Annotated in this window: 19 protein-coding genes; 11 read left to right on the top strand and 8 right to left on the bottom strand. The window is 64.7% G+C overall.

The genetic code is table 11. The annotated features are described in order from the left end of the window. Positions 1-20: 20 nt before the first annotated feature. Together GTP90_RS26930 and GTP90_RS26925 are read right to left on the bottom strand one after the other, a co-directional pair. On the bottom strand, positions 21-2,804 hold the full coding sequence (locus GTP90_RS26930) for a M16 family metallopeptidase (RefSeq protein ID WP_161086390.1): 2,784 nt from the start codon (positions 2,802-2,804) through the stop codon (positions 21-23). 100 nt (positions 2,805-2,904) lie between these two features. Further along, entirely contained in the window at positions 2,905-4,563 is a 1,659-nt protein-coding gene (locus tag GTP90_RS26925; protein ID WP_161086389.1) for a M28 family metallopeptidase, read from the bottom strand. Positions 4,564-4,746: 183 nt separating this feature from the next. Between GTP90_RS26925 and GTP90_RS26920 the strand changes: the two genes are divergently transcribed. Both GTP90_RS26920 and GTP90_RS26915 read left to right on the top strand, forming a co-directional pair. Further along, positions 4,747-5,628, top strand: a complete 882-nt coding sequence (locus GTP90_RS26920) for a DUF2167 domain-containing protein (protein ID WP_161086388.1) — start codon at positions 4,747-4,749, stop codon at positions 5,626-5,628. Between the two features lie 86 nt (positions 5,629-5,714). Next, positions 5,715-6,506 carry a DNA-formamidopyrimidine glycosylase family protein gene (locus GTP90_RS26915; protein WP_161086387.1) on the top strand — a complete coding sequence of 264 codons (792 nt, stop codon included), beginning with the start codon at positions 5,715-5,717 and terminating at the stop codon, positions 6,504-6,506. Here the strand turns inward: GTP90_RS26915 and GTP90_RS26910 are convergent. Then, positions 6,448-7,848 (bottom strand): GntP family permease, encoded by a 1,401-nt coding sequence (locus GTP90_RS26910; RefSeq protein WP_161086386.1) that lies wholly within the window; start codon positions 7,846-7,848, stop codon positions 6,448-6,450. The genes GTP90_RS26915 and GTP90_RS26910 overlap by 59 nt on opposite strands. A 538-nt stretch (positions 7,849-8,386) precedes the next feature. Between GTP90_RS26910 and GTP90_RS26905 the strand changes: the two genes are divergently transcribed. The 4 genes from GTP90_RS26905 to GTP90_RS26890 all read left to right on the top strand — a co-directional run bounded on the left by GTP90_RS26905 (position 8,387) and on the right by GTP90_RS26890 (position 11,878). Continuing rightward, a complete protein-coding gene (locus GTP90_RS26905) occupies positions 8,387-9,043 on the top strand; it encodes a hypothetical protein (RefSeq protein WP_161086385.1) in 657 nt (218 codons plus the stop codon). Between the two features lie 128 nt (positions 9,044-9,171). After that, positions 9,172-10,380: a TIGR04552 family protein gene (locus tag GTP90_RS26900; RefSeq protein ID WP_161086384.1), complete on the top strand. Its 1,209-nt coding sequence runs from the start codon at positions 9,172-9,174 to the stop codon at positions 10,378-10,380. 71 nt (positions 10,381-10,451) lie between these two features. Beyond that, entirely contained in the window at positions 10,452-11,462 is a 1,011-nt protein-coding gene (locus GTP90_RS26895) for a hypothetical protein (RefSeq protein ID WP_254452067.1), read from the top strand. Positions 11,463-11,491: 29 nt separating this feature from the next. Further along, the gene (locus tag GTP90_RS26890; protein WP_161086383.1) at positions 11,492-11,878 is read left to right on the top strand and encodes a hypothetical protein; all 387 of its coding nucleotides are present in this window, start codon (positions 11,492-11,494) and stop codon (positions 11,876-11,878) included. On the opposite strand, the gene pepN is transcribed toward GTP90_RS26890, so the two are convergent. Together pepN and GTP90_RS26880 are read right to left on the bottom strand one after the other, a co-directional pair. After that, positions 11,871-14,510, bottom strand: coding sequence for an aminopeptidase N (pepN, locus tag GTP90_RS26885; protein WP_161086382.1), 2,640 nt, complete (start codon positions 14,508-14,510; stop codon positions 11,871-11,873). The two genes, GTP90_RS26890 and pepN, sit on opposite strands and share 8 nt — an antisense overlap. Before the next feature lie 64 nt (positions 14,511-14,574). Then, on the bottom strand, positions 14,575-16,632 hold the full coding sequence (locus GTP90_RS26880) for a S9 family peptidase (protein ID WP_161086381.1): 2,058 nt from the start codon (positions 16,630-16,632) through the stop codon (positions 14,575-14,577). 339 nt (positions 16,633-16,971) lie between these two features. On the opposite strand from GTP90_RS26880, the gene GTP90_RS26875 reads away from it, so the two are divergent. The 3 genes from GTP90_RS26875 to GTP90_RS26865 all read left to right on the top strand — a co-directional run bounded on the left by GTP90_RS26875 (position 16,972) and on the right by GTP90_RS26865 (position 19,038). Next, on the top strand, positions 16,972-17,601 hold the full coding sequence (locus GTP90_RS26875) for a hypothetical protein (protein ID WP_161086380.1): 630 nt from the start codon (positions 16,972-16,974) through the stop codon (positions 17,599-17,601). Between the two features lie 73 nt (positions 17,602-17,674). Then, positions 17,675-18,253: a TetR/AcrR family transcriptional regulator gene (locus GTP90_RS26870; RefSeq protein WP_161086379.1), complete on the top strand. Its 579-nt coding sequence runs from the start codon at positions 17,675-17,677 to the stop codon at positions 18,251-18,253. A 74-nt stretch (positions 18,254-18,327) separates the two neighbouring features. Next, positions 18,328-19,038, top strand: a complete 711-nt coding sequence (locus tag GTP90_RS26865; RefSeq protein ID WP_161086378.1) for an SDR family oxidoreductase — start codon at positions 18,328-18,330, stop codon at positions 19,036-19,038. Between the two features lie 39 nt (positions 19,039-19,077). Here GTP90_RS26865 and GTP90_RS26860 read toward each other — a convergent pair whose 3' ends face one another. From GTP90_RS26860 to GTP90_RS26850, 3 genes are read right to left on the bottom strand one after another with little or no spacing between them, the layout of a single operon-like run. Then, complete coding sequence (locus tag GTP90_RS26860) at positions 19,078-19,845, bottom strand: substrate-binding periplasmic protein (protein ID WP_161086377.1); 768 nt, start codon at positions 19,843-19,845, stop codon at positions 19,078-19,080. 24 nt (positions 19,846-19,869) lie between these two features. Continuing rightward, a complete protein-coding gene (locus GTP90_RS26855; protein ID WP_254452066.1) occupies positions 19,870-21,066 on the bottom strand; it encodes a hypothetical protein in 1,197 nt (398 codons plus the stop codon). A 28-nt stretch (positions 21,067-21,094) separates the two neighbouring features. Then, positions 21,095-21,847, bottom strand: a complete 753-nt coding sequence (locus GTP90_RS26850) for a substrate-binding periplasmic protein (protein ID WP_161086376.1) — start codon at positions 21,845-21,847, stop codon at positions 21,095-21,097. Positions 21,848-22,288: 441 nt separating this feature from the next. On the opposite strand from GTP90_RS26850, the gene GTP90_RS26845 reads away from it, so the two are divergent. Beyond that, entirely contained in the window at positions 22,289-22,861 is a 573-nt protein-coding gene (locus GTP90_RS26845) for a hemerythrin domain-containing protein (protein WP_161086375.1), read from the top strand. Positions 22,862-22,965: 104 nt separating this feature from the next. Next, a partial coding sequence (locus GTP90_RS26840; protein WP_161086374.1) for an MFS transporter occupies positions 22,966-23,488 on the top strand: 523 nt, incomplete at its 3' end.

The following is a 23,488-nucleotide window of genomic DNA, read 5'->3' as shown; positions in this document are numbered from 1 at the left end:
TTTTTTTGGGCCTTACGCGCTTACTGCACCGGCTTGCCGTCGGCGTCGATCTTGCGCACCTCGCCCAGGTTCAGCGCGCGCACGCCGGCCTCCACCTTGCTGAGGTCGCCCACCACCAGCCAGGTCAGCCGGCCCGGCGTGATGGTGCGTGCCGCCAGCGCGTTGGCCTGCTCCGGCGTCATCGCCAGCACGGTGCCGGTGAAGGTGTTGTAGTAGTCGGCCGGCAGCTTGTATTGCAGGATGGCGCCGTAGGCGCCGGCCAGCTGGCTGGACGTCTCGAACGAACCCGGCAGGCGCAGGGTCTCGTTTTCCTTCGCGCTGCTCAGCTCGGCCGCGGTGATCGGCTTGGCGCCGGCGATGTTGGCGTATTCCTGCACCAGTTCCTGCAAGGCCGCGCCGGTCTTGTCGGTCTGCACCGGCGAGGTGCTCAGGTACAGACGCTGGCCCACCGCCGGCTGCAGGCCGGCGTACACGCCATACGACCAGTGCTTGTCCTCGCGCAGGTTCATATTGATGCGCGAGCTGAAGGTGCCGCCAAAGATGTTGTTGACCACCTGCAGCGGCACGGCGTCCGGCGCGTTGCGCGGCGGCGCCAGCTGCGCGGCGTAGATCACGCTTTGCAGCGCGCCCGGCTTGTCCATCAGGTACACCACCGGCTTCCCGGCCGGCGCGACCTGGGCCACGTTTTTCTTCGGCACCGCGCCGGCCTTCCAGCCGCCGAAGGTTTTTTCCAGCAGCGGCGTGATCTCCGCCAGCGTGGTGTCGCCCACCACCAGCAAGGTGGCGTTGTTCGGCTTGAACCAGGTCTGGTGGTACTTGAGCAGGTCGTCGCGGCCGATGCGCGCCACCGCCGCCTCGGTGCCGCTGCCGGTCAGCGGCAGGCTGTAGGCGTGGCCCTGGCCGTAGATCAGGGCCGGCATCACGCGCAGCGCCATCAATTGTGGATTGGATTTCTCGCGCGCGATCGACGCCAGCTGGTCCTTCTTCATCCGGTCCAGCTCGTTCTGGGCGTAGGCCGGATGCAGCAGCACGTCGGCGTACACCTCCAGCGCCTTGGGCAGCGTGGCCTTGAGCGCGTTGAGCTGCACGAAGGCGCCGTCCAGGTTGCTGCTGGCCGAGTACTCGGCGCCCAGCGCCTCGAACTCTTCGCTGATCTTCAGCGCGCCGCGCGTCGGCGTGCCCTCCTCCAGCATGCGCAGCGACAGGTTCGCCAGGCCGGGCAGGTCCTGCGAATCCGACGCGTAACCGGCGTCGACCAGCATCGACAGGTTGACCACCGGCGCGCTGTGGCGCTCGGCCAGCACCACCTTCAGGCCGTTCGACAGCGTGGCGCTCTGCATGGCCGGCAGCTTGAGCGACTCGGGCTGGCCCAGCGCCGGCGGCGCGCTGCGGTCCAGCTTGGCGGTGGCGGACAGGCCGGTCGGGTACGGCTGCACGTCCAGCACATAGTCGCCGTCGGCCAGCCACGCGTTCATGGCCTGCTTCACTTCCGCCGGCGTGGCGGCCTTGACCGCCTTCAGGTAATCCTTGTAGCAGTCCGGATTGCCGGTGAAGGTGGCGCAGGTGGCCAGCATGTCGCTCTTGCCGCCGAAGCCGCCGACACGCTCGACGACGCGGGTGAAGTCGGCCAGGATGGCGGTCTTGGCCAGCTCCAGCTCGGCGGCGGTGGGGCCGGACTTCATCAGCGCGCGCAGCTCCTCGTCGGCGGCCTGCTCCAGCTTGTGGCTGTCGGCGCCGGGACGCGCGTTGAGCACCACCGTGAACTGGCCGGCGATCTCGGACGTGTAGTTGCTGGCGCTGGCACTGGTGGCCAGCTGGTCCTTGTACACCAGGCGCTTGTAGAAGCGCGAGGTCTTGCCGCCGCCCAGCACGCGCGCGGCCAGGTCCAGCAGCGGCTCGTTGGCGGTGTTCGAGCCCGGCACGTTCCACACGCGGTAGATGCGCGCCTGCGGCACGCGGTCCTGCACGGTGCCGCGGTGGGTGCCGGTGCGCTTGGCGATCCATGCCTCCTGCCGCGCCAGCGGCGGCCCGGCCGGAATCTCGCCGTAGTACTTCTCGACCTTCTCGCGCGCCTGCTCGGGCGTGATGTCGCCGGCCAGCACCAAGGTCACGTTGTTCGGGCCGTAGTTGGTCTTGAACCATTCCTGCACGTCGCTCATCGAGGCCGCGTCCAGGTCCTTCATCGAGCCGATCACGGTCCACGAATACGGATGGCCGGCCGGCCAGGTGTTCTCCGCCAGCAGCTGGCGCGCCACGCCGTACGGCTGGTTCTCGCCCTGGCGCTTCTCGTTCTGCACCACGCCGCGCTGCAGGTCCAGCTTCTTCTGGTCCAGCACGCCGAGCAGGTGGCCCATGCGGTCGCTCTCGGCAAACAGCGTGTAGTCCAGCATCGAGGTCGGCACGTTCTCGAAATAATTGGTGCGGTCGGTGTTGGTCGTGCCGTTCAGGCTGGTGGCGCCGATGCGCTCCATGGCGTTGATGAAGGTGCCCTCGTTGAAGTGGTCGCTGCCGCTGAACATCAGGTGTTCGAACAGGTGGGCGAAGCCGGTCTTGCCGGGCTTCTCGTTCTTCGAGCCGACGTGGTACCAGGTGTTGACCGCCACCACCGGCGTCTTGTGGTCTTCATGGACCAGCACGGTGAGGCCGTTCTTCAGCACGAACTTGGTGTACGGGATGTCGGGGATGGCGATATCGGACTTGGCGGACTTGGCGGACTTGGCCGGCTCGGCGGCGTGCAGCGCGCCGCTGGCGGTGGCCAGCGCGATCGAGGCCGCCAGGATGGTGCGGCGGAAGGACAGGGTCATGCGGATCTCCTTGATAGGGAAGGCAGGCTGCAAAAAAAAAGGCGCACCGGCATTGAAGCGGGTGCGCAGGTATTCTATTGCCTTTTAATTAAATTGGCGACTATTTGCGGCGCGCCGAGCTGGCGTCGCGGGTGGCGCGGAACTCGGCGTCATGCGCCCAGTTCGGCCAGGCGTTGGAATCGGCCAGGTCGCGGCCCAGGCCGTACAGCAGGCCGAGGTCGTGCGCCATGCCGGTGAACGGCCAGTTGGCGCTCCACTCGTCCGACGGCTGGTGGTAGTTGTTGGTGTTGTAGTCTTCCTCGGCCTTGCGGCCGGCGGCCAGGCCGCCGTCGATCCAGTCGTCGCCGGAGCCGAACGAGATCGCCGGCACGCCGCGCTTGGCGAACGGGAAGTGGTCGGAGCGGAAGAAGTGGCCGGCCTCGGGTTTCGGATCGGGCGCGTACGCCATGTCCATCTGCTTGGCCTTGGCGATCAGCTGGTCCAGCAGGTCCAGCTTGGCGCTGCCGGAGATGGTGAAGTTGCGCGCCGGGCCGTAGGGGCTGAGTGCGTCCATATTGATCACGCCGGCCGTCTCGGCCAGTGGATACAGCGGATAGGCCGCGTAGTACTCGGAGCCAAGCAGGCCCTTCTCCTCGGCCGTGACGGCCAGGAACACCACGCTGCGCTGCGGCGCCGGCGCCTTGCCGTAGGCGCGCGCCAGCTCCAGCAAGGCGGCGATGCCGGTGCCGTTGTCGACCGCGCCGTTGTAGATCTTGTCGCCCTTGGCGTCCGGCAGGCCGACGCCCAGGTGGTCCCAGTGCGCGCTGTAGATCACGGTCTGCTCCGGCGCGGTGCTGCCGATCATGCGGCCGGCCACGTTCTTCGACACGATGGTCTGCGCGTCCACCGCGTAGCTGGCGCTCAGGTTCACGCCCTTGAGCTGCACCGGCTTGAAGGCGCGGGTCTGCGCCAGCTTCTTGAGCGCCTCGAAATCCTGGCCGCCGCGCTTGAACAGGTCGACCGCCAGGTCGCGCTGTATCCACGCCTCCATCGGCGCGTGCGCCGAGGCCGGCTGCTTGCGCACGATGTCGTACATGACGTTGGTGTTGGAGTTCTTCACCGTGGCCCAGCCGTAGGAGGCCGGCGCGGTCTCGTGCACGATGATGGTGCCCAGCGCGCCACGGCGCGCCATCTCCTCGTACTTGTAGGTCCAGCGGCCGTAGTAGGTCATGGCCTTGCCGCCGAAGTCGCCGACGCCGGTCTCGAAGTCGGGATCGTTGATCAGCACCACCGCCAGCTTGCCGCGCAGGTCGAAGCCCTTGAAGTCGTCCCACTTGCGCTCGGGCGCGTTGACGCCGTAGCCGACGAACACCAGCGGCGCGTTGCGGAAGTCAACCTGGTGGCTGCCGTTCATGGCGGCGCGCACGGCCATGTCGTCGCCCTGCTTGAGTTCCTGCCGGGTGTTGCCGTCGCTGACCACCAGCTTGACCGGGCCCTTGATTTCAAAACGGCCCAGCGGCACGTCCTGGGTCCAGCTGCGCTGGGTCTTCTGGCCCTTGAGCAGGTCGCCCGCCGGCTGCAGGCCGGCCGCCTTGAACTGCTCGATCAGGTAGGCGACTGTCTTGGTCTCGCCGGCCGTGTTCGGGCCGCGACCTTCGAACTCGTCCGATGCCAGCACCTTGACGTCTTGCGACAAATGCTTGGCGTCGAACTCCGGACCGCTGCCCGCCTGTGCGGTGGCGGCGGCAAGCAGCGAACAAATGAAGAGGGTGTTTTTCAAATCTGTCTCCGTAATTTTTTTTTAATTGAACAGCGAGGCAATACTGACATGAAATCAACTACGCGGCAATCACGCCAGGGCCTGGCGCGCGTCCCGTTTCCGCCAAACGTCGTACTATCGAAAATAATTACCAAATACGCAATACTTTCCTGTAGGATATGACTTTTCTAGCAAGGAGTGACGATGCGCCGCGTGCTGACCGCCCTGTTGTGCCTGATTCTGTGCGCGCCACCGCTGGCCGGCGCCGCCTCCATGCCGGACGGCCTGCACGCTCGGGCCGGCAAGATCACGCTGCCGGGCGGCGTCGCCACGCTGGACCTGCCGCCGCAGTTGCACTACCTGGATCCGGACGAGGCCCGCAAGGTGCTGGTCGACAGCTGGGGCAATCCGCCGGGGCCGCGGACCCTGGGCATGATCGTGCCGGTCGGCGTCGATCTGCTGGGCGCCGCCGGCTGGGGCGTGATCATCGGCTATGAGCAGGATGGCCACGTGCGCGACGACGACGCCGGCGCCGGTTATGCCGGCCTGCTGGCGCAGATGAAGGAGGCCGTGGCCGACCGCAACACCGCGCGCCGCGAACAGGGTTACGCGGCGATGACGCTGATCGGCTGGGCCGAGCCGCCGCGCTACGACCGCGCGCGGCGCCAGCTGTCCTGGGCCAAGGAAATGCACACCGAGGGCAGCAACGAGAACGGCTTGAACTACAACCTGCGCCTGCTGGGCCGCGAGGGTGTGCTGGTGCTCAACGGCGTGGCCGGCATGAACCAGTTCGAACAGGTCAAGCGCGGGATGCGCGAGGTGGCCGCGGCCGCCGCTTTCACCGCGGGCCGGCGCTACGCCGACTTCGACGCCAGGACCGACCGGCTGGCCGCCTACGACCTGGCGACGCTGGCGGCCGGCGGCGTCACCGCCAAGCCGGGCCTGCTGGGCAAGCTGGCCGTGGCGCTGCCGGGGTTCAGCCAGCTGCTGCTGATCGCCGTGGCCGTGTGCGGCATCTGGCTGTACAAGGTGACGGGCCGCCGGCAGGAGCCGGCCGCGCCGGCGCGGCGCGAACGGACGGGCTGAACACATCTGGGCACGGTGAACCAACGCACGGTCCGCCCGCGCGCGGCGGCGCACACTGGACGCCTGACCGCTCCCCGGAGACCGCCATGCCCGAAGGACCATCGATCGTCATCCTGCGCGAGCAGGCCGCCGGCTTTGCCGGCCGCACCATCCGCGCCGCCAGCGGCAACAGCAAGGCGGTCGACTTCGACACGGTTGCCGGCCGCCCCATCACGGCCTTGCGCACGTGGGGCAAGCACTTCCTGATCCAGCTGCCGGAGACCGCGCTGCGCATCCATCTGATGATGTTCGGCAGCTACCGCATCAACGAGCGCAAGGAGACCAGCCCACGCCTGAGCCTGGAGTTCGACGACGGCGAGGAACTCAATTTCTACGCCTGCTCGGTCAAGCAGATCGATCCGGACCTCGACGCCCAGTACGACTGGAGCGGCGACGTCCTGTCCGACGCCTGGGACCCGAAGCGGGCGCTGGCCAAGCTGCGCGCCGCGCCGGACACGCTGGCGTGCGACGCCCTGCTGGACCAGGCCATCTTTGCCGGGGTCGGCAACATCATCAAGAACGAGGTGCTGTTCCGCATCCACCTGCATCCGCTGGCCCGGATCGGCGACCTGCCGGCCGCCAAGCTGCGCCAGCTGGTCGAGCAGGCGCGCGTCTACAGCTTCGATTTCCTGAAATGGAAGAAGGCATACGAGCTCAAGCAGCACTGGCTCGCGCACACCCGGCAGGTGTGTCCGCGCTGCCACATCCCCTTCCAGCGCGCCCACCTGGGCAAGACCCACCGGCGCAGCTTCTTTTGCAACCAGTGCCAGCGGCAATACGTCACACCAGCCCGGTCAGGTAGTACACGGCAATCACAAAGAACACAGCCGTCGTCTTGATCAGCGTGATGGCGAAGATCTCCTTGTACGATTCGCGGTGCGTCAGCCCGGTGACCGCCAGCAGCGTGATCACGGCGCCGTTGTGCGGCAGCGTATCCATGCCGCCGCTGGCCATCGCCACCACGCGGTGCAGCACCTCGAGCGGAATGTTGGCCGCCTGCGCGCCCTTGACGAAGGTGTCGGCCATGGCCGCCAGCGCGATGCTCATGCCGCCCGAGGCCGAGCCGGTGATGCCGGCCAGCGAGCTCACCGACACCGCCGCGTTCACCAACGGATTGGGCACGCTGCGCAGCGCGTCGCTGACCACCAGGAAGCCCGGCAGCGAGGCGATCACGCCGCCGAAGCCGTACTCCGACGCGGTGTTCATCGCCGCCAGCAGCGCGCCGCCGACCGCCGCCTTGGTGCCCTCGGCGAAGCTGCTGCGGATGCGGTTGAACGCGGTCGCCACCACCAGCAGTATGCCCATCAACAGCGCGCCCTCCACCGCCCAGATGCCGAGGACGGTCTTGATCGGCACCGCCAGCGGCGCGTGCAGGCCTGGCAAGGCTTCCGTGGTCAGCGCGTAGCTCTCGCCGTACCAGCCGGGGATGTGCTTGGTCAGCACGAAGTTGGCCACGCCCACCAGGATCAGCGGCGCCACCGACAGCAGCGGATGCGGCAGGCCGGCGCTGGTTGCGCGCGTGGCTTCCTTGGCGGCGGTGGCGCCGTAGCCCTCGCCGCTGGCCATGGCCGCGCGGCGGCGCCATTCCAAGAAGCTCAGGCCGACCACCAGGATGAACAGCGAACCGATCACGCCCAGCCACGGCGCGGCCCAGCCGGTGGTCTTGAAGAAGGTGGTGGGAATGATGTTCTGGATCTGCGGCGTACCCGGCAGCGAATCCATGGTGAACGAAAACGCGCCCAGCGCGATCGCGCCCGGCATCAGGCGCTTGGGAATGTTGCTCTGACGGTAGAGCTCGGCAGCGAACGGGTAGACCGCGAACACCACCACGAACAGCGACACGCCGCCGTAGGTGAGCAAGGCGCACACGGCGACAATGACGGCGTTGGCGCGGGAGCGGCCGATGTACTTGATGGCCGCCACCACGATGGACTCGGAAAAGCCGGACAGCTCGATCAGCTTGCCGAACACGGCGCCCAGCAGGAACACCGGGAAGTACAGCTTAACGAAGCCGACCATCTTCTCCATGAAGATGCCGCTGAACACCGGCGCCACCGCGCCGGGATCGGTCAGCAGGACGGCGCCCAGCGCCGCCACCGGCGCGAACAGGATCACGCTGTAGCCGCGATAGGCGGCCAGCATCAGGAACACGAGCGCGGCAAGAACAATCAGGAAGGACATGCTGACTCCATGGATTCAAAGGGGATCGCTGCATTGTAGTGAGAAACAGCGGGCGACGTAGCTGGTCTGAAAGAGGGGTCGGAGGGCGCACGCCCAGAGAAATTGACTGAACTCAACAATAATTAAACCATGACCATACTCCATCTCTCTTTAACCTAAACTTGGAATCATAAAATCCAAGAAGAAAAGCGCACCGCCACTTGTGCTGGTCAAAAGAATTCCTAACAGATGTTATGGAATGCCCCGCCGGGCCTCGGCGGCTTTATAGACTTGAAGGGAGATTTATAATGATTGAGACCGTTGTGAGTACGGCGCTGCCGGTATTTTCTGGCTTCTGGCTGGATGTCCTTGAATTGATCATGGCAATTGTGAAGTTCTTTGGCGGTTAAGCAGGAAGAAATGGTCCTGACTTAATTCTTGTCCCCAGACTTTTGGGGACATTTCCCACTCCAAGTGGCGCCGACGCCCTCCAATAAATTTTGTCGACACAAACATGCTGACATCATTAATCTGCCACGCTGCTATGAGAGGTCTCATCATGTTCATCTTGTTCACGCACGGCGCCATAGCAGCCGAACAGAGTCAATCCGAACCGTGGAGCCTGATCGAGAGGCAGTTGCATAAGAACCTGGGGCTAGCAGCCAGTGAAATCACTTCCGCATTTGAGCTGCCTGGCGATGACGGGCCAGTTGCAGGATTCTATAAAACGCACATCCAGCAATGGGATAAAAATGGCACACCTATCCGTTCGCTTTTGCGTGGCGATGAGAGCAATGAACGTTCTTATAAAAGAGCTACACTGGACCTATCATTGGCCACGCGCTTCGCGAACCATCCTGAGACCCTCTTCCAAAGACCCGACCTAGCTGTGACGTTGGGTACGGAGCAGCTCAATAATCGAATGCTGGATATCTATGAAATTCGCTCCAGGTTCACGAACGGAACGTTACCTATAACTGCGAAAATATGGTTCGACCCTACGAACGGCACACTGATCAAAGTCATTGGAACAATAAGGGATATGCCTGTTCCGGGCGTTAAGTCCGCAAATTTCATACTGACCTATAACACCGATAAAGATGGACGCAGCCTGCCAGCCAAACTACAGGTGGACTATACAATCTCATTGTTTTTTCACACGGGTAAGGTCTTATTTTCACAGGAATTCCTCCGATGGGAAAAACATCCCGAGTAGTAACGAATTAGAAAGAACCTCTTTGTCTGCGGCCCTCTCACATCAAACCGAACACGGTGCGGCGGTGCAGCATTGACGCTGGGCAAATGGGCTGCGATACTGAATCATCACAGCCTGCGTCTGATGCCATGTCCGAACTCAAAGCCTCGCTCAAGAGCGGGGGCAAGTTCTCGCTCAACTGGAGCTATCTCAACGCGATCGCCAACGGCGTGTCGGCGATCGACCTGGGCGCGCTGGCCTTGCGCAATCTGCACGACGCCCGGCAGTTCGTGCGCGAGTACGGCTTCGACCTGGACCAGCCCGCCACGGCGTCGGTGATACGGCGCGCCCACCGCGAGGCGGTCGACTTCATCCTGCACAGCTTCCTGGCGCCGGAACAGGCCGCGCTGATTCCGCACGATGTCACCCATCCCGACGACCCCTTGCAGTTGCTGGTGTACGCCTCGCTGCGCGGCCAGCACGTGGACGTGCGGCGCATGTGGTCATGCGCGGTGCTCAAGGTGATGCACGGGATTTTTTACATCGACAACAACCTCAAGCTGCGCCACTTCCACGCCATCCGCGCCCAGGTGTTCGGCACGCTCGACGAGGTGATCCGCTACGACGGCGAGCGCCACTACCTGACCGACGGCGAAGTCTGCCTGCCGATGCTGCACTACGACCGCAAGGACAACAAGGGCCGCAACAGCATCCTGCTCAAGCTGCTGCAGAAGGCCGCCTACCTGGCGGCCGACATCTTCGACCACCTCGGCGTGCGGCTGGTGTTCGCCACCCGCTTCGAATGCCTGCTGGCGCTGCGCACGCTGCAGCGCGCGCACCTGCTGTCGATCACCAACGTCGACGCCGAACGCACCCGCAACACGCTGCTGGACCTGGAGGCGGCCAAGCAGATCTTCATCAAGTACCGCGCCCAGCTCGAGCACAGCGACGAGTACCCTGCCGCGCTGCTGCAAACCATGGACGCCGAGCTGGCCGAACTGGCGCAGCCGCAAACGCGCTGCGACAATCCGCACAGCGGCAGCGGCTTCAACAGCATCCAGGTCACGGTGCGCAAGATGATCCACGTGCAGCAGCTCGACGCCGGGCCGGAGCAGGACTACGACGTCGGCTTCTTCTTCGAGTACGAGATCCAGCTGATGGACGAGGCCAGCTACCAGCGCAGCCTGACCGGCCCGGCCAGCCATGACGCCTACAAGAAACGCCAGCTCGACACCGCCCGCACCCGCGTGTTCGGCCGCGACCTGCTGCGCTGGATCGAGCAGCAGAAAACCCGCCAGCCCGCCGCCGACCGCCCGGCCCAAACCCGCGCGGACGCGGCGCCGGTGACAGGCCGCTGAACCGCCAACAAGCGGTGCGCCGCCGAAAAGCGCAAGGCTCTACCATGGAGTTTTAGCCGGAAGGAACGGCGATGCGCAATCAAGTCCACGTCTGGCTGCTGGCCGCGATGCTGGCCGGCGCCGCCCATGCCCGGCAAGCCGAACCGCCGCGCGTGACGGTCACGGCCACGCGCGACCCGGTCGACAAATCCTACCGCAAGATGATCGCCGGCATGCAACGCTTCGAGCGCGACCACGCGCTGGCGCCGCAGGCCACGCTGCGCTTCGAACTGCTGCCGCGCCTGCCCACCACGCGGCTCGACGGCATCACCCTGCGCGTGGTCGGCGACACGCTGTCGCTGCCTGTCGCGGTGGCGCCCGACCACACCTTCACACTGCCGGCCAACGAGCAGGCGCTGAAGGAGGACGCGGCCCTGATCGCCAGCAGCAAGACCAGCACGCTGACCTGGCGCGCGCAGGTGCGCAGTCCCGGCGTGCCGGCCAATATGCGGCGGCTGGGCGATCTGCGGCTGGAGTGTTTGGTCGGCATGCAGGCCGGGCTGGTGTCGAACAACGCCAAGATGTTCGCGTGGCTGGGCGAACTGTTCGCCGATCCCGACCGCGTCTGCACCTCGCCGCAAGGCAATTACCTGTTCTTCAGCGAACGGCCGCTGTTCGCCGTCACGCTGCACGACGGCGCGCGCAGCGAGGCGCTGCCGTTTGACATGTTGTTCGCGGGCGGCACGCAGACGCCGGCCACGCTGCCCTTCTGCGATTGCCAGGTGCTGCTGGACCGCAGCTTCTACGCGCCGCTGTGGGACCGCAACTGGTCCGACGACACGCTATTGGAATTGAGTTACCAGGACGATCCGCCAGCCGCGGCCGACATCGCCGTGGCCGACGACCACCGCGGCATGCAGCAGATGCAGGCCGCGCTGGGCCCGGCCACCGTGGTCCGCTTCGACAGCGGCTACCAGCTCTGGCGCTACCGCTACCCATCGCTGCGGCGCGCCGCCGACGGCCAGCCGCGCCATGCCGATTTCGTCATCCTGTTCGGGCCGGACGGCATGGCGCGCAAGGCACGTCTCGGAGAACGCTTGTAAAACATGGGAAACTGGCACATGATGTGGCGATGAAAAAACCTATCCTCCCCCTGCGCCTGGCCACCGTCGGCGCGCTGATGCTGATCGCCGCCGCCTGCCAGAGTGCGCCGCCCGCCAACACGAACGCCGCGTCGCTGTGGCAAAAAATCGAAGCCCAGAACGCCGACACCGGCTGCGACCGCGACAGCCAATGCCATACGATCGCGGTCGGCGCCAAAGCTTGCGGCGGGCCGGAGCGCTATATCGCGTGGTCGGACCGCGCGCAGGATGGCGCCAAGCTAAAACAGCTGGTGGCGCAGCACGCCGCCGCCCGGGCCGAAGAGGACAAGCGCAGCCACATGCTGTCGAACTGCATGATGGCAGTGGACGCCGGCGCAGTCTGCCGCGCCGGCCACTGCGTGCAGAACTCTAATTGACCGTCATCGCCTTCTTGATGGCCACGCAGCGTTCGTCTTCCTGATGCGTCACCAGCAGCGCGCGCCGGGTGCCGGCCGACAAGTCCTTCAACTTGCCGATCGCGCCCTGCAAGCGCTGCACGCTGGCCGGCGTGCAATTGGCCGGGATCATCGTGTTGGCGTACGCGCGCATGAACACCGGACCGGCCGCCTTGTCGACCTGCCCCAGCTGCGCCAGCCGTTGCGCCGCGCTCAACTCGCTCAACGCGCCCTGCTCCGGCGCATACAAACTCTCCATCGCCCGGCGCACCTTCGAGAACGGCAGCTTGGTTTGCAGGTCGGCGATATTGGCCAGCCATTCGGCCTTGACCTTGGCGTCCGGCTGCACCACGGCGGCTGACAGTGCGGCGGCCTGGCCGCTGTCGGACGGATCGCGCGCCTGCTCAGCCGCCAGCAAGGCCGCCGCGCCCGGATAGGCGTAGCGGTTCAGGCGGTTGACGATGTCCCAGCGCACGTCCTGGCTGACGTTCAGCCCCGGCACCACCAGCTTGCCGGCCAGGATGTCGGCCAGCTGCGCCAGCGCGGCCGGGCTGCTGGCCACGTCCACATAAGTCGAGAACCAGCGGCGCTGGAAGTTCTTGTCGCCGCTGGCGGCGTTGGCGGCGGCGAAGGCCATCTGCTCCAGCTGCACCGACACCTGCGCCGTGTAGGCGGCGGCCGACGGTCCCATCTTGTCCAGGTAGGCCTTGGACGCGCGGATCTTGCCGGTGATATCGCCCAGCAGCGTGTAATCCTTCTCGCCCGGCGCGTTGGCCAGCGCGGCTTTCAGGAACTCGTTGAGCGGCAGCTTGACGGCGCGCACACCGTCCCACAGGCTTTGCCACAGCATCGAGCGCAGCAGCGGATCGTCCACCTTGCCCAGGCTGGACTGCGCGGTGGCGAAGGATTTTTTATCCAGCTGCACCTGCGCGTAGCCCCAGTCCTGGTAGTTCGGATAGACCAGGTCCGGGCAAGCCGCGCCCTTCAGTTCCGGCACGGCGGTGACCGCGCCCTGGTAGGTGACGGCCACGTTCTTGCTCAGCGCCAGCCCATCCGCGCCCAGGTTGAACAGGCCGATCTGCACGCGCTGTTCGCGCAGCGTCGGCATCGCCTTGCTTGGCGCGCTCTGGTGCAGCTTGAAGCTGCTGATCTTGCCGGCGGCGCAGCTGTATTCCGCCGCGATGGTGTTCACGCCCGGCTCGTACAACCACTGCCTGGTCCAGCCGCTCAGGTCGCGGTGCGCGGCCTCGCCCAGGCTGCCGATGAAGTCGTCCAGCTTCGCGTTTTGATACGAGTACTTGACCAGGTAGTTGTGCACGCCCTGGCGGAACACTTCCTCGCCCAGCAGGTGGCGCAGCTGCTTCAAGGTCGACGCGCCCTTGGAATAGGTGATGGCGTCGATGTTGTCGAAGGCGTTGGCGGTGGAAGGCACCGGCGTCTCGATCGCGTGCGTGGTCACGCGCTGGTCCTGCACGTAGGCGCCCTGCTTGGCGCCCGAGTAAAAGCCCTGCCAGGCGTTGGTGAACTCGGTCGATTCGGCGGTCGCCAGCGTGCCCATGAAGGAGGCGAAGCTTTCGTTCAGCCACAGGCCGTTCCACCACTTCATCGTCACCAGGTCGCCGAACCACTGGTGCGCCATCTCGTGCATGATGACGCCAGCCAGGTTCTGCTTCTGCGCCGCCGTCATCTCGTCCTGGTGCAGGAAGCGCCCCTCGGCGAAGGTGATCGCGGCCGCGTTTTCCATCGCGCCATACAGGAAGTCCGGCACCAGCAGCTGGTCGTATTTCTCGAACTGGTAAGGCACGCCGAAGTAGCGGTCGAAGAAGGCCAGGCCGCGGCGCGTGTAGTTGAACCAGTCCTGCGGCGACACCTGCGCGGCCACCGACTGGCGCGCAAACAGGCGCTGCGGATACGGGCCGCTGTGGTCTTCCCACACCTGGTACGGGCCGGCGTGCATGGCGAAGTTGTACGAGCTCAGCTTCTTGGTGCGCGGGAAGGTCCAGCGCCTGGTGTTGCCGATGTCCTGGATGCCGGTCTCGCGCTTGGTGGACGACACCACCCAGTCCGCCGGCGCGGTGACGGTGATTTCATACGTGCCCTTCAGGTCGGGCTGGTCGAACACCGGGAACATCTGGTGCGCGGCGGCCGGCTCGAAGTGCGAGTAGGTGTAGACGCGGTGGTCGACCGGATCGACCATGCGGTGCAGGCCCTCGCCGTTGGTGCTGTGCAGGCGCGTGTAGCTGACGGTGACGCTGTTGCGTCCGGCCTTCAGGTCGGCCGGGGCGATGGTGATGAACCACTGGTTGTACTGCGGCGCGACTTCCTTGCCGTTGACGGTCAGGCTGACGATGTTGGCCTTGTCGAGATCGATGGTCAGCGGCGCGCTGGCGTCGCTCAGGTCGAAGGCCAGCGTGGTGGTGCCGGAGAAGGTTTCCTTGCCGGTCAGCGTGAAGTCCAGCGTGTAGTCGACGTTGGACACGCGCGCCGAACGGGCGGCGGCGTCGGCCTGCGACAGGAAGGCGTTTTCCGCGCGCGGCGCGGTGGCGGCGGGAGCGGCGGCCTGCGCGGCGCCATAGGCCAGCGCGACGGCGGCCACGATCATGGATTTTTTCATGGATGTTCCTTGAATGCGGCAACGCCCGCAGTGGCTGCGGGCGTTGCGTTGTTAAACTGGTTGATTATTTCTTCAGGTAGGTGTCGAGCCAGTCGATCACCGTGTGGTGCCACAGCACCGAGTTGGCCGGCTTCAGCACCCAGTGGTTCTCATCCGGGAACATCAGCAGCTTGCTCGGGATGCCGCGCCGCTGCAGCGCGGTGAAGGTGCCCAGGCCCTGGGTGGTCGGGATGCGGAAGTCCATATCGCCCTGCACCACCAGCATCGGCGTCTTCCAGTTCTTCACCTTCAGCGCCGGGTTGAACTTCTCGTGCAGTTCCGGCACGTCGTAGTAGGCGCCGCCGTTTTCCCATTCGGTGAACCAGATTTCCTCGGTGGCGTAGGCCATGCCGCGCGTGTCGAACACGCCGTCATGGTTGACGATGCACTTGAAGCCGTCCGGCCAGCTGCCTTCGATCCAGTTCATCATGTAGCCGCCGTAGGACGCGCCCAGCGCGCAGCTGCGCTCGCGGTCCAGCCACGGGAATTTCTGCACAGCCGCCGCCAGGCCTTTTTGCAGGTCTTCCAGCGGCTTGCCGCCCCAGTCGCCGCTGATCGAATCGGTGAACTTCTGGCCGTAGCCGGTCGAGCCGTGGAAGTCGATGAACACGGTGGCGTAGCCGGCGCCGGCGTACACCTGCGGATTCCAGCGGTAGCTCCACGAGTTGCCGAAGCTGCCCTGCGGGCCGCCGTGCACCAGGAAGGCGATCGGATATTTCACGCCGGGCTGGGCGTTCCATGGCTTCATCACGTGGCCGTAGACGGTCTCGCCGTTGGCGCCGGTGAAGGAGAACTGTTCGTACTCGCCGAACTTGACGTCGGCCAGCGCCTGCGCGTTGAGCGTGGTCAGCTGCTGCGCCTTGTCGGCCGTACCGCCGAGCTTGAACTTGAACAGCTGCGCGCCGGAGGCCAGGTTGGCCTGCGCCATGACCACCGTGTCGCGTGCCACGTCGAAGCCGCTGACGTAGCCGTTGCCGGTCAATGGCGCCACCTTGCCGCTGGCGGCGTCGATGGCGAACAGGCGGTGCTGGCCGATGTCGTCGGCGCTGGCCAGCAGGGTCTTGCTGTCCGGGGTCCAGCGGTAGTCGGCGATCGAGCGGTCCCAGTGGTCGGCCACGGTGCGCTTCTTGCCGGTGGCGACATCCATCAGCACCAGGTGGAAACGGTCGGCCTCGAAGGTGGGCTTGTCCATCGCCAGGTAGGCCAGCGTCTTGCCGTCTGGCGAGTAGATCGCCTTGGTGTCCCAGGCCTGGTTGTCGGCGGTCAGGTTCTTGACCGCGCCGCCCTCGGCCGGCACGGTGTAGACGTCGAAGTTGGTCGACCACGCCTCGGTCTTGCCGGCGATGCGGGCCGAGAACACCACGGTCTTGCCGTCCGGGCTGAAGTGGTACTCGTCATGGTCGCCGAACGGCTTGGACGGCACGTCGCCGTCGAGCGTGCCGGACAGGCTGACCGGCTGCGCGCTGACCTTGCCGCTGGCGTCGATAGGCGCGCTGTACAGCACGTTGTTGCGGCCGTCGGCCCAGGTGTCCCAGTGGCGCACGAACAGCTTGTCGTAGACCTTGCCGCTGGCCTTGACCTTGCCCTGCGCGTCGAGGCGGGCCTTGCTGCAGGCCAGGTCGGCGCAATCGCGGAACACGGCCAGGCTCAGCGCCAGGCGGTCACCTTGGGGCGACAGGCGGAAGTTTTCCACGTCCAGCGGCAGGTCGGTCACGCGCGCCGCCTCGCCGCCGGCCAGCGGCAGGCGCCACACCTGCTGCGAGCCGGAGCGGGCCGACAGGAAGTACACGGCGTCGCCCGCCGGCGACCATTCGGGATCGCTGCTGCTGGCGTCGGCCTGGGTCAGGCGCACCGGCGCGGCCTTGGGCGCGCGCAGGTCCAGCATCCACAATTGGGTGTTGCCGCGGTTCTTGTCCATGTTGGTGGAACGGACCGTGTAGACGATGCGGGAAGCGTCCGGCGACAGCACTGGGCTGCCTGCGCGCTCCATCTTGACCATGTCCTCAACGGTGAAGCCGCGCGGTGCGGCGACGGCGCTGGAGGCCGCGACAGCGGTCCCCAGCAGCAGCAGTGATAGTCTCATTCGGTGATCTCCGACGTTATAAGAAAAATACCGGCTGGTGGCCGGCTGCCGGCATGATACCAAGATCGCAGTGCAGCAAGCAAAAGAGTTATGCGGGTGTAGACTGGAGTAGTTATTTTGATGGGACGAATCGTCCAGTGGAGGCAGGGATGGCAACCGGTAAAAAGGAGGCGAGCAACCTCCGCAAACAATCGAGCGGGGCGGACGGAAAAACCGGAGCCGCCACGAAAAACACACTTCGTGTAGTGAAGTCGCCGCCAAAGGCTGGCACCCTTTCACGGGCAGCGGTACGCAGTGCAGTGGCGAGCGCAGTCCTGGCGCACAAGAAGTAGGCGCCCAATGGATGCGAAAAACAATTACAACGACAACGTCTTCATTAATTGCCCTTTCGACGAGGACCATAAGGAACTACAAAATGCCATGGTGTTCGCCATCTATGATTGCGGCTTCGTCCCGCGCTGCGCTTTGGAGGAAAACGATGCCGGCGACGTCCGCTTCGACAAGATTAGACGATTGATTGAAATATCGCGATACGGCATCCACGATATCTCACGCACAGAGCTTGACCGAGTGAACGGACTCCCCCGCTTTAACATGCCATTTGAACTTGGACTATTCCTGGGCGCCCGGAGGTATGGCGATGAAGAACAAAAAAAGAAAAATCTGCTGATCTTGGACCGGGAGGAATACCGGTATCAAAAATTCCTTTCCGATATCGCCGGTCAGGATATTCGCTCACATGCAGGAAATAGCGCGCTACTCATCGGACACGTCAGAAATTGGTTGAGTTCTGCGTCAAGACGAACAACTATCCCCGGCGGGAAGGAAATCACTGCACGTTACGCCTTGTTTTCTGCCGACCTGCCCGCCATGTGCCAACAGTTCAGGATTTCCCCTGACGAAATCACGTTCAATGACTACAGCCTATTCGTCTCGGAATGGCTCAAAAAAACCAATGCGGCGAGCTAAGGGCCGATGCGCGGGCTGCGGGCCGCGGCAAATAATGCTTGACTATTTTAAGGCGACCGGTCATATTTAGCACATGGCTAAACCTAACGTCAAACAACAACTCGTCGCCGCCGGCTTGGATCTGCTGCACAGCAAGGGCTTCAACGCCACCAGCGTGCAGGACATCACCGAGGCGGCCGGCGTGCCGAAGGGCTCGTTCTACAACCACTTCGCCAGCAAGGAAACGCTCGGGGTGGAGGTGCTGGAACGCTACGCCGAGGACGCCGCCGGCTACTGCGCCGTGCTGGACGACCACGGCCTGCCGCCCAAGGAAAGGCTGCGCCAGTACTTTGACCTGCTGATCGGCTTCAACACCGCCACCGACTACAACCGCGGCTGCATGATGGGCAACTTCAGCGCCGAGCTGTCGGCCCAGATCCCGGCCGTGCGCGAATCGCTGCGCCGCAATTTCGACGGCTGGGCCGAACGCCTGGCCGCCGTGATCGCCGAGGCCCAGCGCGACGGCAGCGTGGCCGCCCCGCAGCCGGCGCTGGAGCTGGCCCATTTCATCATCGATGCCTGGCAGGGCGCGGTGTTGCACGCTAAGGCCGCGCACAACCGCGCGCCGCTGGACCGCTATGCCGACATGGTTTTGAACCGCATCCTGTTGTGACGCGGTTTTTTTGGCTGGAATTTAAGACGACCAGTCATATTGTTTTATATCATTACTCACTGAAAGGAAACACCATGAAACTCAAGGACGCAGTCATCCTCATCACCGGCGCCAACCGTGGCCTGGGCAACGCGCTGGCGCAAGCCGCGCTGGCCGCCGGCGCGCGCAAGGTGTACGCCGGCGCGCGCAACCCCGCCGCCGTCGCCCTGGCCGGCGTCACGCCGATCAAGCTCGACGTCAACAACCTGGCCGACATCGCAGCCGCCGCGCAGGCCATCCCCGACCTGACCATCCTGATCAACAACGCCGGCATCTTCACCGGCAGCACCGTGGGCTCGCCGGACGCGGCCGCCGCGCTGCGCGCCGAGCTGGACACCAACCTGTACGGTCCGATGGCGATCAGCCACGCCTTCGCCCCCACGCTGGCGCGCAATGGCGGCGGCGCCATCGTCAACATCCTGTCCGCGCTCAGCTGGTTCTCGATGCCGACCGGCGGCACCTACAGCGTCTCCAAGGCGGCCGCGTGGGCGCTGACCAACGGCCTGCGCGTCGAGCTGCGCGCACAACACACGCAAGTGCTGGGCGCCCACATGGGCTATATGGACACCGACATGACCGACGGCATCGAGGCGCCGAAATCATCGCCGGCCGACACCGCCCGCGCCATCATGGAAGCGCTGGAGGCAGGCCACGACGAGGTGCTCACCGACGACACCGCGCGCCAGGTCAAGCAGGGCTTCGCCGCCCCGCGCAGCATCTACCTGGGCGAGCCGCTCGCGGCATAAGGGGCAGCGCAAGCATCGGGCGGCACGCCGGCCGCCCGGTCAATAGACGCCGGAAATCAGGTCCTGCAAATACCGGTCATAGCTGCCGTCGTTCTTGAGCGCCAGCAGGCCGGTATTGAATTTCACCAGCAGACGGGCAGTGCGCGGCTGGTGTCTCGGGAAGCGCAGGTAGCCGGACGTCGCCCGCAGGGGCCGCGCATCCGTCGCAAACATGTTCTTGACCCCGGGAAGAAACAGCTTGGGATTGGACAACAGCAGCCATCCGGTCATCTCATCGATGGGAAAGGCGTCGATCCGGCCGATCGCCACTTTTTTCAGGTTCAGCACGTCGCGGGCGGCCACCTCCACATTGATTTTTCCGTCATGCGCCAGCGCCCAGAATTCGCTGGTGTAGGTGTACCCCAGGGTGGCGCCGATTTTAATGGTGTGCAGATCGGACAAGCTCTCCCAGTGGGGCAACGGCTTGGACTTCAGATGGAAAAACACCTCCTTGTGGCTGGAGATCGGCTCGCTCAAAACAAAGTCGACCTCGCTGTCCTGGCTGGCGAACCAGAACGCGCTGGCGTCGTAGCGCCCCACCCTGGTCTCGGCTTCCGCGCGCTTCCACGGCATGTAGGTGAACTTGACGTCGATCCCCACCCGCGCGAACGCGGCCGCGACCACGCGGTTGACGAACCCGCCGTAGCGCGCGCTTTCGCTGGTCCACGGCGGAAATTCGCCGGTGGCGATGGTGACCGTTTCCGCCCGCGCCAGTCCGGCAAACGATACGCCAAGCAGCCACCACAGGATAATCGCCACACCACGCATCGTTCCATCTCCAGGCTCGGAAAATCAAAAGTAGTATCCGGCCTGCAGATTGACCCGATGGGTGACACTATCATACCTGCCGGAGGTCGCGCCCAATCCACCAAAATCCGGCCCCATGTAAGGCTGGTGCCGGCCCAGCATGTAGTCGGCGTAGAAATACCATTTGCCGGCGGAGAAGCTCAGCCCGGTCACGTTCTGTTGCGAGTCCTTGTAGTTGCCGACGCGCTTGGTCAGGACGCTGTAATCGTTATAGACCTTGAAGCCGCTGAACGGCCCCAGCGATCCCGGGATGTCGTAACTGAGGTTGGCCACCAGGATGTCGCCCTTGGCCGCCACCGGATAGGGATAGCCGAACGCGCCCAGCATCACGAAGCTGTTCGGGTCCAGGCCGCCGTAGGTCTGGCCCGGCGCGTGCCGCGTGTGGTAGCTGTAGCGCAGCGCTTCGAGCATCACCCCGACCGGCCCGAAAGCGCCCTTGTAGTGGACGGCCACGGCGTTGCGGCGCGAGTGTTGGCCGGCGCCGTTGCGGATTTCGCCGCTCAGGCCGGACAGGCCCAGCTCCTGTTTATCGCCGGCGCCGAAGTGCCACGCGGCGCGCCCGACCAGCGTGTTGCGCTCGCTATCCTTTTGGCCGGTCCCGTATCCCTGCGCGTCGTCGTCCGCGACGATGTTGAACGAATAGCGGTTCGACGCCCCTGCCGTGTTGGAACTGCCACCGTACGAGCCGCCATCGCGCGGATAGAAGCCAAGCTGCCATTCCAGCGCGCCGGGCTTGCTGGCGTAGGTCACGCCCAGGTCATACATGTCCTCGAGGCCGGTGTAGAACGCGATCGATTCGTAGAAGTTATTGGAGGCGAACGGCAGCAGACCGAACGGGATTTTATCGAGCCCCACGTGAACGGTGCTCTTGTCCTCGAAGCGCATGCCGACCCAGCCGTGATGCAGGAAATGCTCGGTGTAGTCGCCCTGCCCTTGCGGGAAATCGTTGTAGCGATATTGGCCGGAACCGAGCCAGCGGCCATCGTCGTAGTTGACGTCCAGGCGCGCCGTGTCCAGTCCGAAGAAGCCGTGCGGATGGTCGGGCTGCCAGTTCTTGTAGACGTAGTTAAAGCGTATCGCGCCGCCGATGTGCAACGCGTCCTCGCCGCAGGCCGCGCCGCAGGCGAGCACAGCCGCGCACAACGCGCCGCCCCGAAAAACCCTGGTCCAGTTCAGGTGCATGATTCCCCCCCGCCACGTCGATCGAGTCTTACTTGGCGCCCGCTTCCAGATGCTTCAGGTAGGCCGCTTCAAGTTTGGCGGTGTCGACCTTTTTCAGCTCGGCGTCGAACGCCTCCTGCATCGCCTTGCCGGCGGGCGAGCGGCGGAAGCAGACGTGCAGCGTGCTTTCCGTCAGCAGATGGTCGCTGAACATCACGCTGTCCCTGGCGCCGGTGCGCAAGGTCAAGTAACGCAGCACCAGCCTGTCGATGACGATCCCGGGCACCTTCTTGCCCACCAGCTTGCGGACGTTGTTGGTATCGCTGCTGACCACCTCCACCGCTTGCTTGCCCTGCTTCACGGCGGCGTCGAACTCGGCGCTGTTGGCATAGCCCTCCACCACGCCGATCTTGAACGCCGCCAGGTCGGTGGTTTTTTTCCACAGCACCGGCGTCTCCTTCAGGTAGCCGATCCCGGTCTCGCTCTTGCCGATCGGCTGGGACAAGTAGCATTTGCTCTCCGCGCGTTCAGCCGTGTAGTACACCGGGAAGTAGCCCGCATACTCGGGGTCGGACTCGCCCTTGGCGACCGTTTCCTTCCACTCGAAATATTTGACCTTGACGTTGTTGCCCAGGCGCTTCTCCACCTCCGCGACGACGGTGCCGGACAAGCCGTCGCCGGGCAAGGTCGCTCCGCTGAAAGGCATCCATTCCAAGCTGGCCAGTTGTATGGTGGTTGCCGGCTGCGCCGCCGTGGCGTGCAGCGCGGCGCCGATGGCTGTTAAGGCGATGATTTTTTTCATTGCTCCCCCCGTCCACATCGATCGACAAATGCCAAACAATCCCACCTTACACCAGGACCGGCAAGCCGAGCGTTGCTATCCGGATACTGCATCGTAATAATTTGGTTGCCGCGAAAAATCGCCGGGATCGATACAAAATATTTTTTGATCGACGCAATAAAACACGTATTTTCACGAGCAAAAAAGGTGCATAATTTCCCACTCAGTCAGGAAGAGTGCGCATGTTCACGACCGGCTTGACATGCGTACATTCGTTTTCCCCGCCGGTAATCTTCGCGATCTTGTTTCGATACTGTTATTGCTACACGACCAGTTGTGAACAATTGTAAATCGACGTTGAATGAGCCCGTCACAGCGCTAAGGTAGCAGTCTCCACCTCGGGCGCGTCCGCCATCCAACGCTTGCCGCGCAGCCGAAGTCAGATGAAATACGGGAAACGTTATGCTTACTGCCACCTATGTCTTGTTGACACTATCCATCGAACAAAAGAAAGAACGCCACTTCATCGCGCGCCTGTTGCAATATGTGCAGGCGATCGCGCGCCGCCCGCAGGAGATCGATCCTGTGTTCATCGAGTCCCAGCTCAAGGAACTGACCACCTTTGCCGAAACGCGCCACCAGCGCAAGGTCGAGGCCTGCCTGATGCCGGCCGTGCGCGCGGCCGACGCCAGCTGCGGCGCCCTGATCAACGACCTTGAATCGCTCAGCCGGCTCGGCGGCGCCATGCTCAACGCGGTGCACAAGTGCCTGCGCCGCGCCATGCGCCGCAGCGCCTCGCAAGGCAAGTTCCTGTGCCGCACGGTGGACCTGTACTGCCAGAACCTGCTCAAGCGCCTCGACAAGGAAGAACAGGAATTGCTGCCGCTGGCGCAAAAAGTGATCTCCAGCGAAGAGTGGTTCGAGATCGGCAGCCAGTTCCTGGCGCAGGAAGACAACGGCGCCGCCACCCAGCCCGAGCTGCGTCCGCGCCGCGCCCGCATCTACGCCGGCGGCTCCGGCGCGGCGGCGGCCTGATCCGCCACAAGCGCAGGCGCACCATTTAGCGCACTGTTGTTTTGCGTTCCGCAGTGCGCCGCTAAAGCTTGCCTAAGCAAAAACGTGCGGATAATATCGTCTGCATGCAGACCCCTTCCGCCACCGTACTGCACCTTCGCGGCGCCGCCGGCATGGACGCCATTTACCGCAAGGTCGGGTGGCGCCTGCTGCCGCTGCTGATGCTGTGCTACGCGGTCGCCTGCCTGGACCGCCTCAACCTCGGCTACGCGCAGCGGCAGATGCAAGCCAGCCTGGCCTTCGGCGACGCCGTCTACGCCTGGGGCGCCGCCCTGTTCTTCGCCGGCTGCTGCCTGTGCCAGCTCCCCGCCAACCTGCTGCTGGAAAAAATCGGCGCCCGCAAGACGCTGTTGCGCATGATGCTGGGCTGGGGCCTGGCGTCGGCCGCCGCCGCCTTCGTCCGCACGCCGTTCCAGCTGTACCTGCTGCGCTTCGTGCAGGGGGTGTTCGAAGCCGGCTTCTATCCCGGCGTGATCCTCTACCTGACCTGGTGGTATCCGGCCGCGCGCCGCGCGCGCGTGTACGCGGTGTTCGGCTCGGCCGCGCTGCTGGCCGCCGCCGGCGCCGGACCGCTGAGCGAGGCCACGC

The organism is Duganella vulcania (genome assembly GCF_009857655.1).
GTDB lineage: Bacteria > Pseudomonadota > Gammaproteobacteria > Burkholderiales > Burkholderiaceae_D > Rugamonas > Rugamonas vulcania.
The sequence above is the reverse complement of the archived record's forward strand: the minus strand, read 5'-3'. Positions and strand labels throughout refer to the sequence as shown.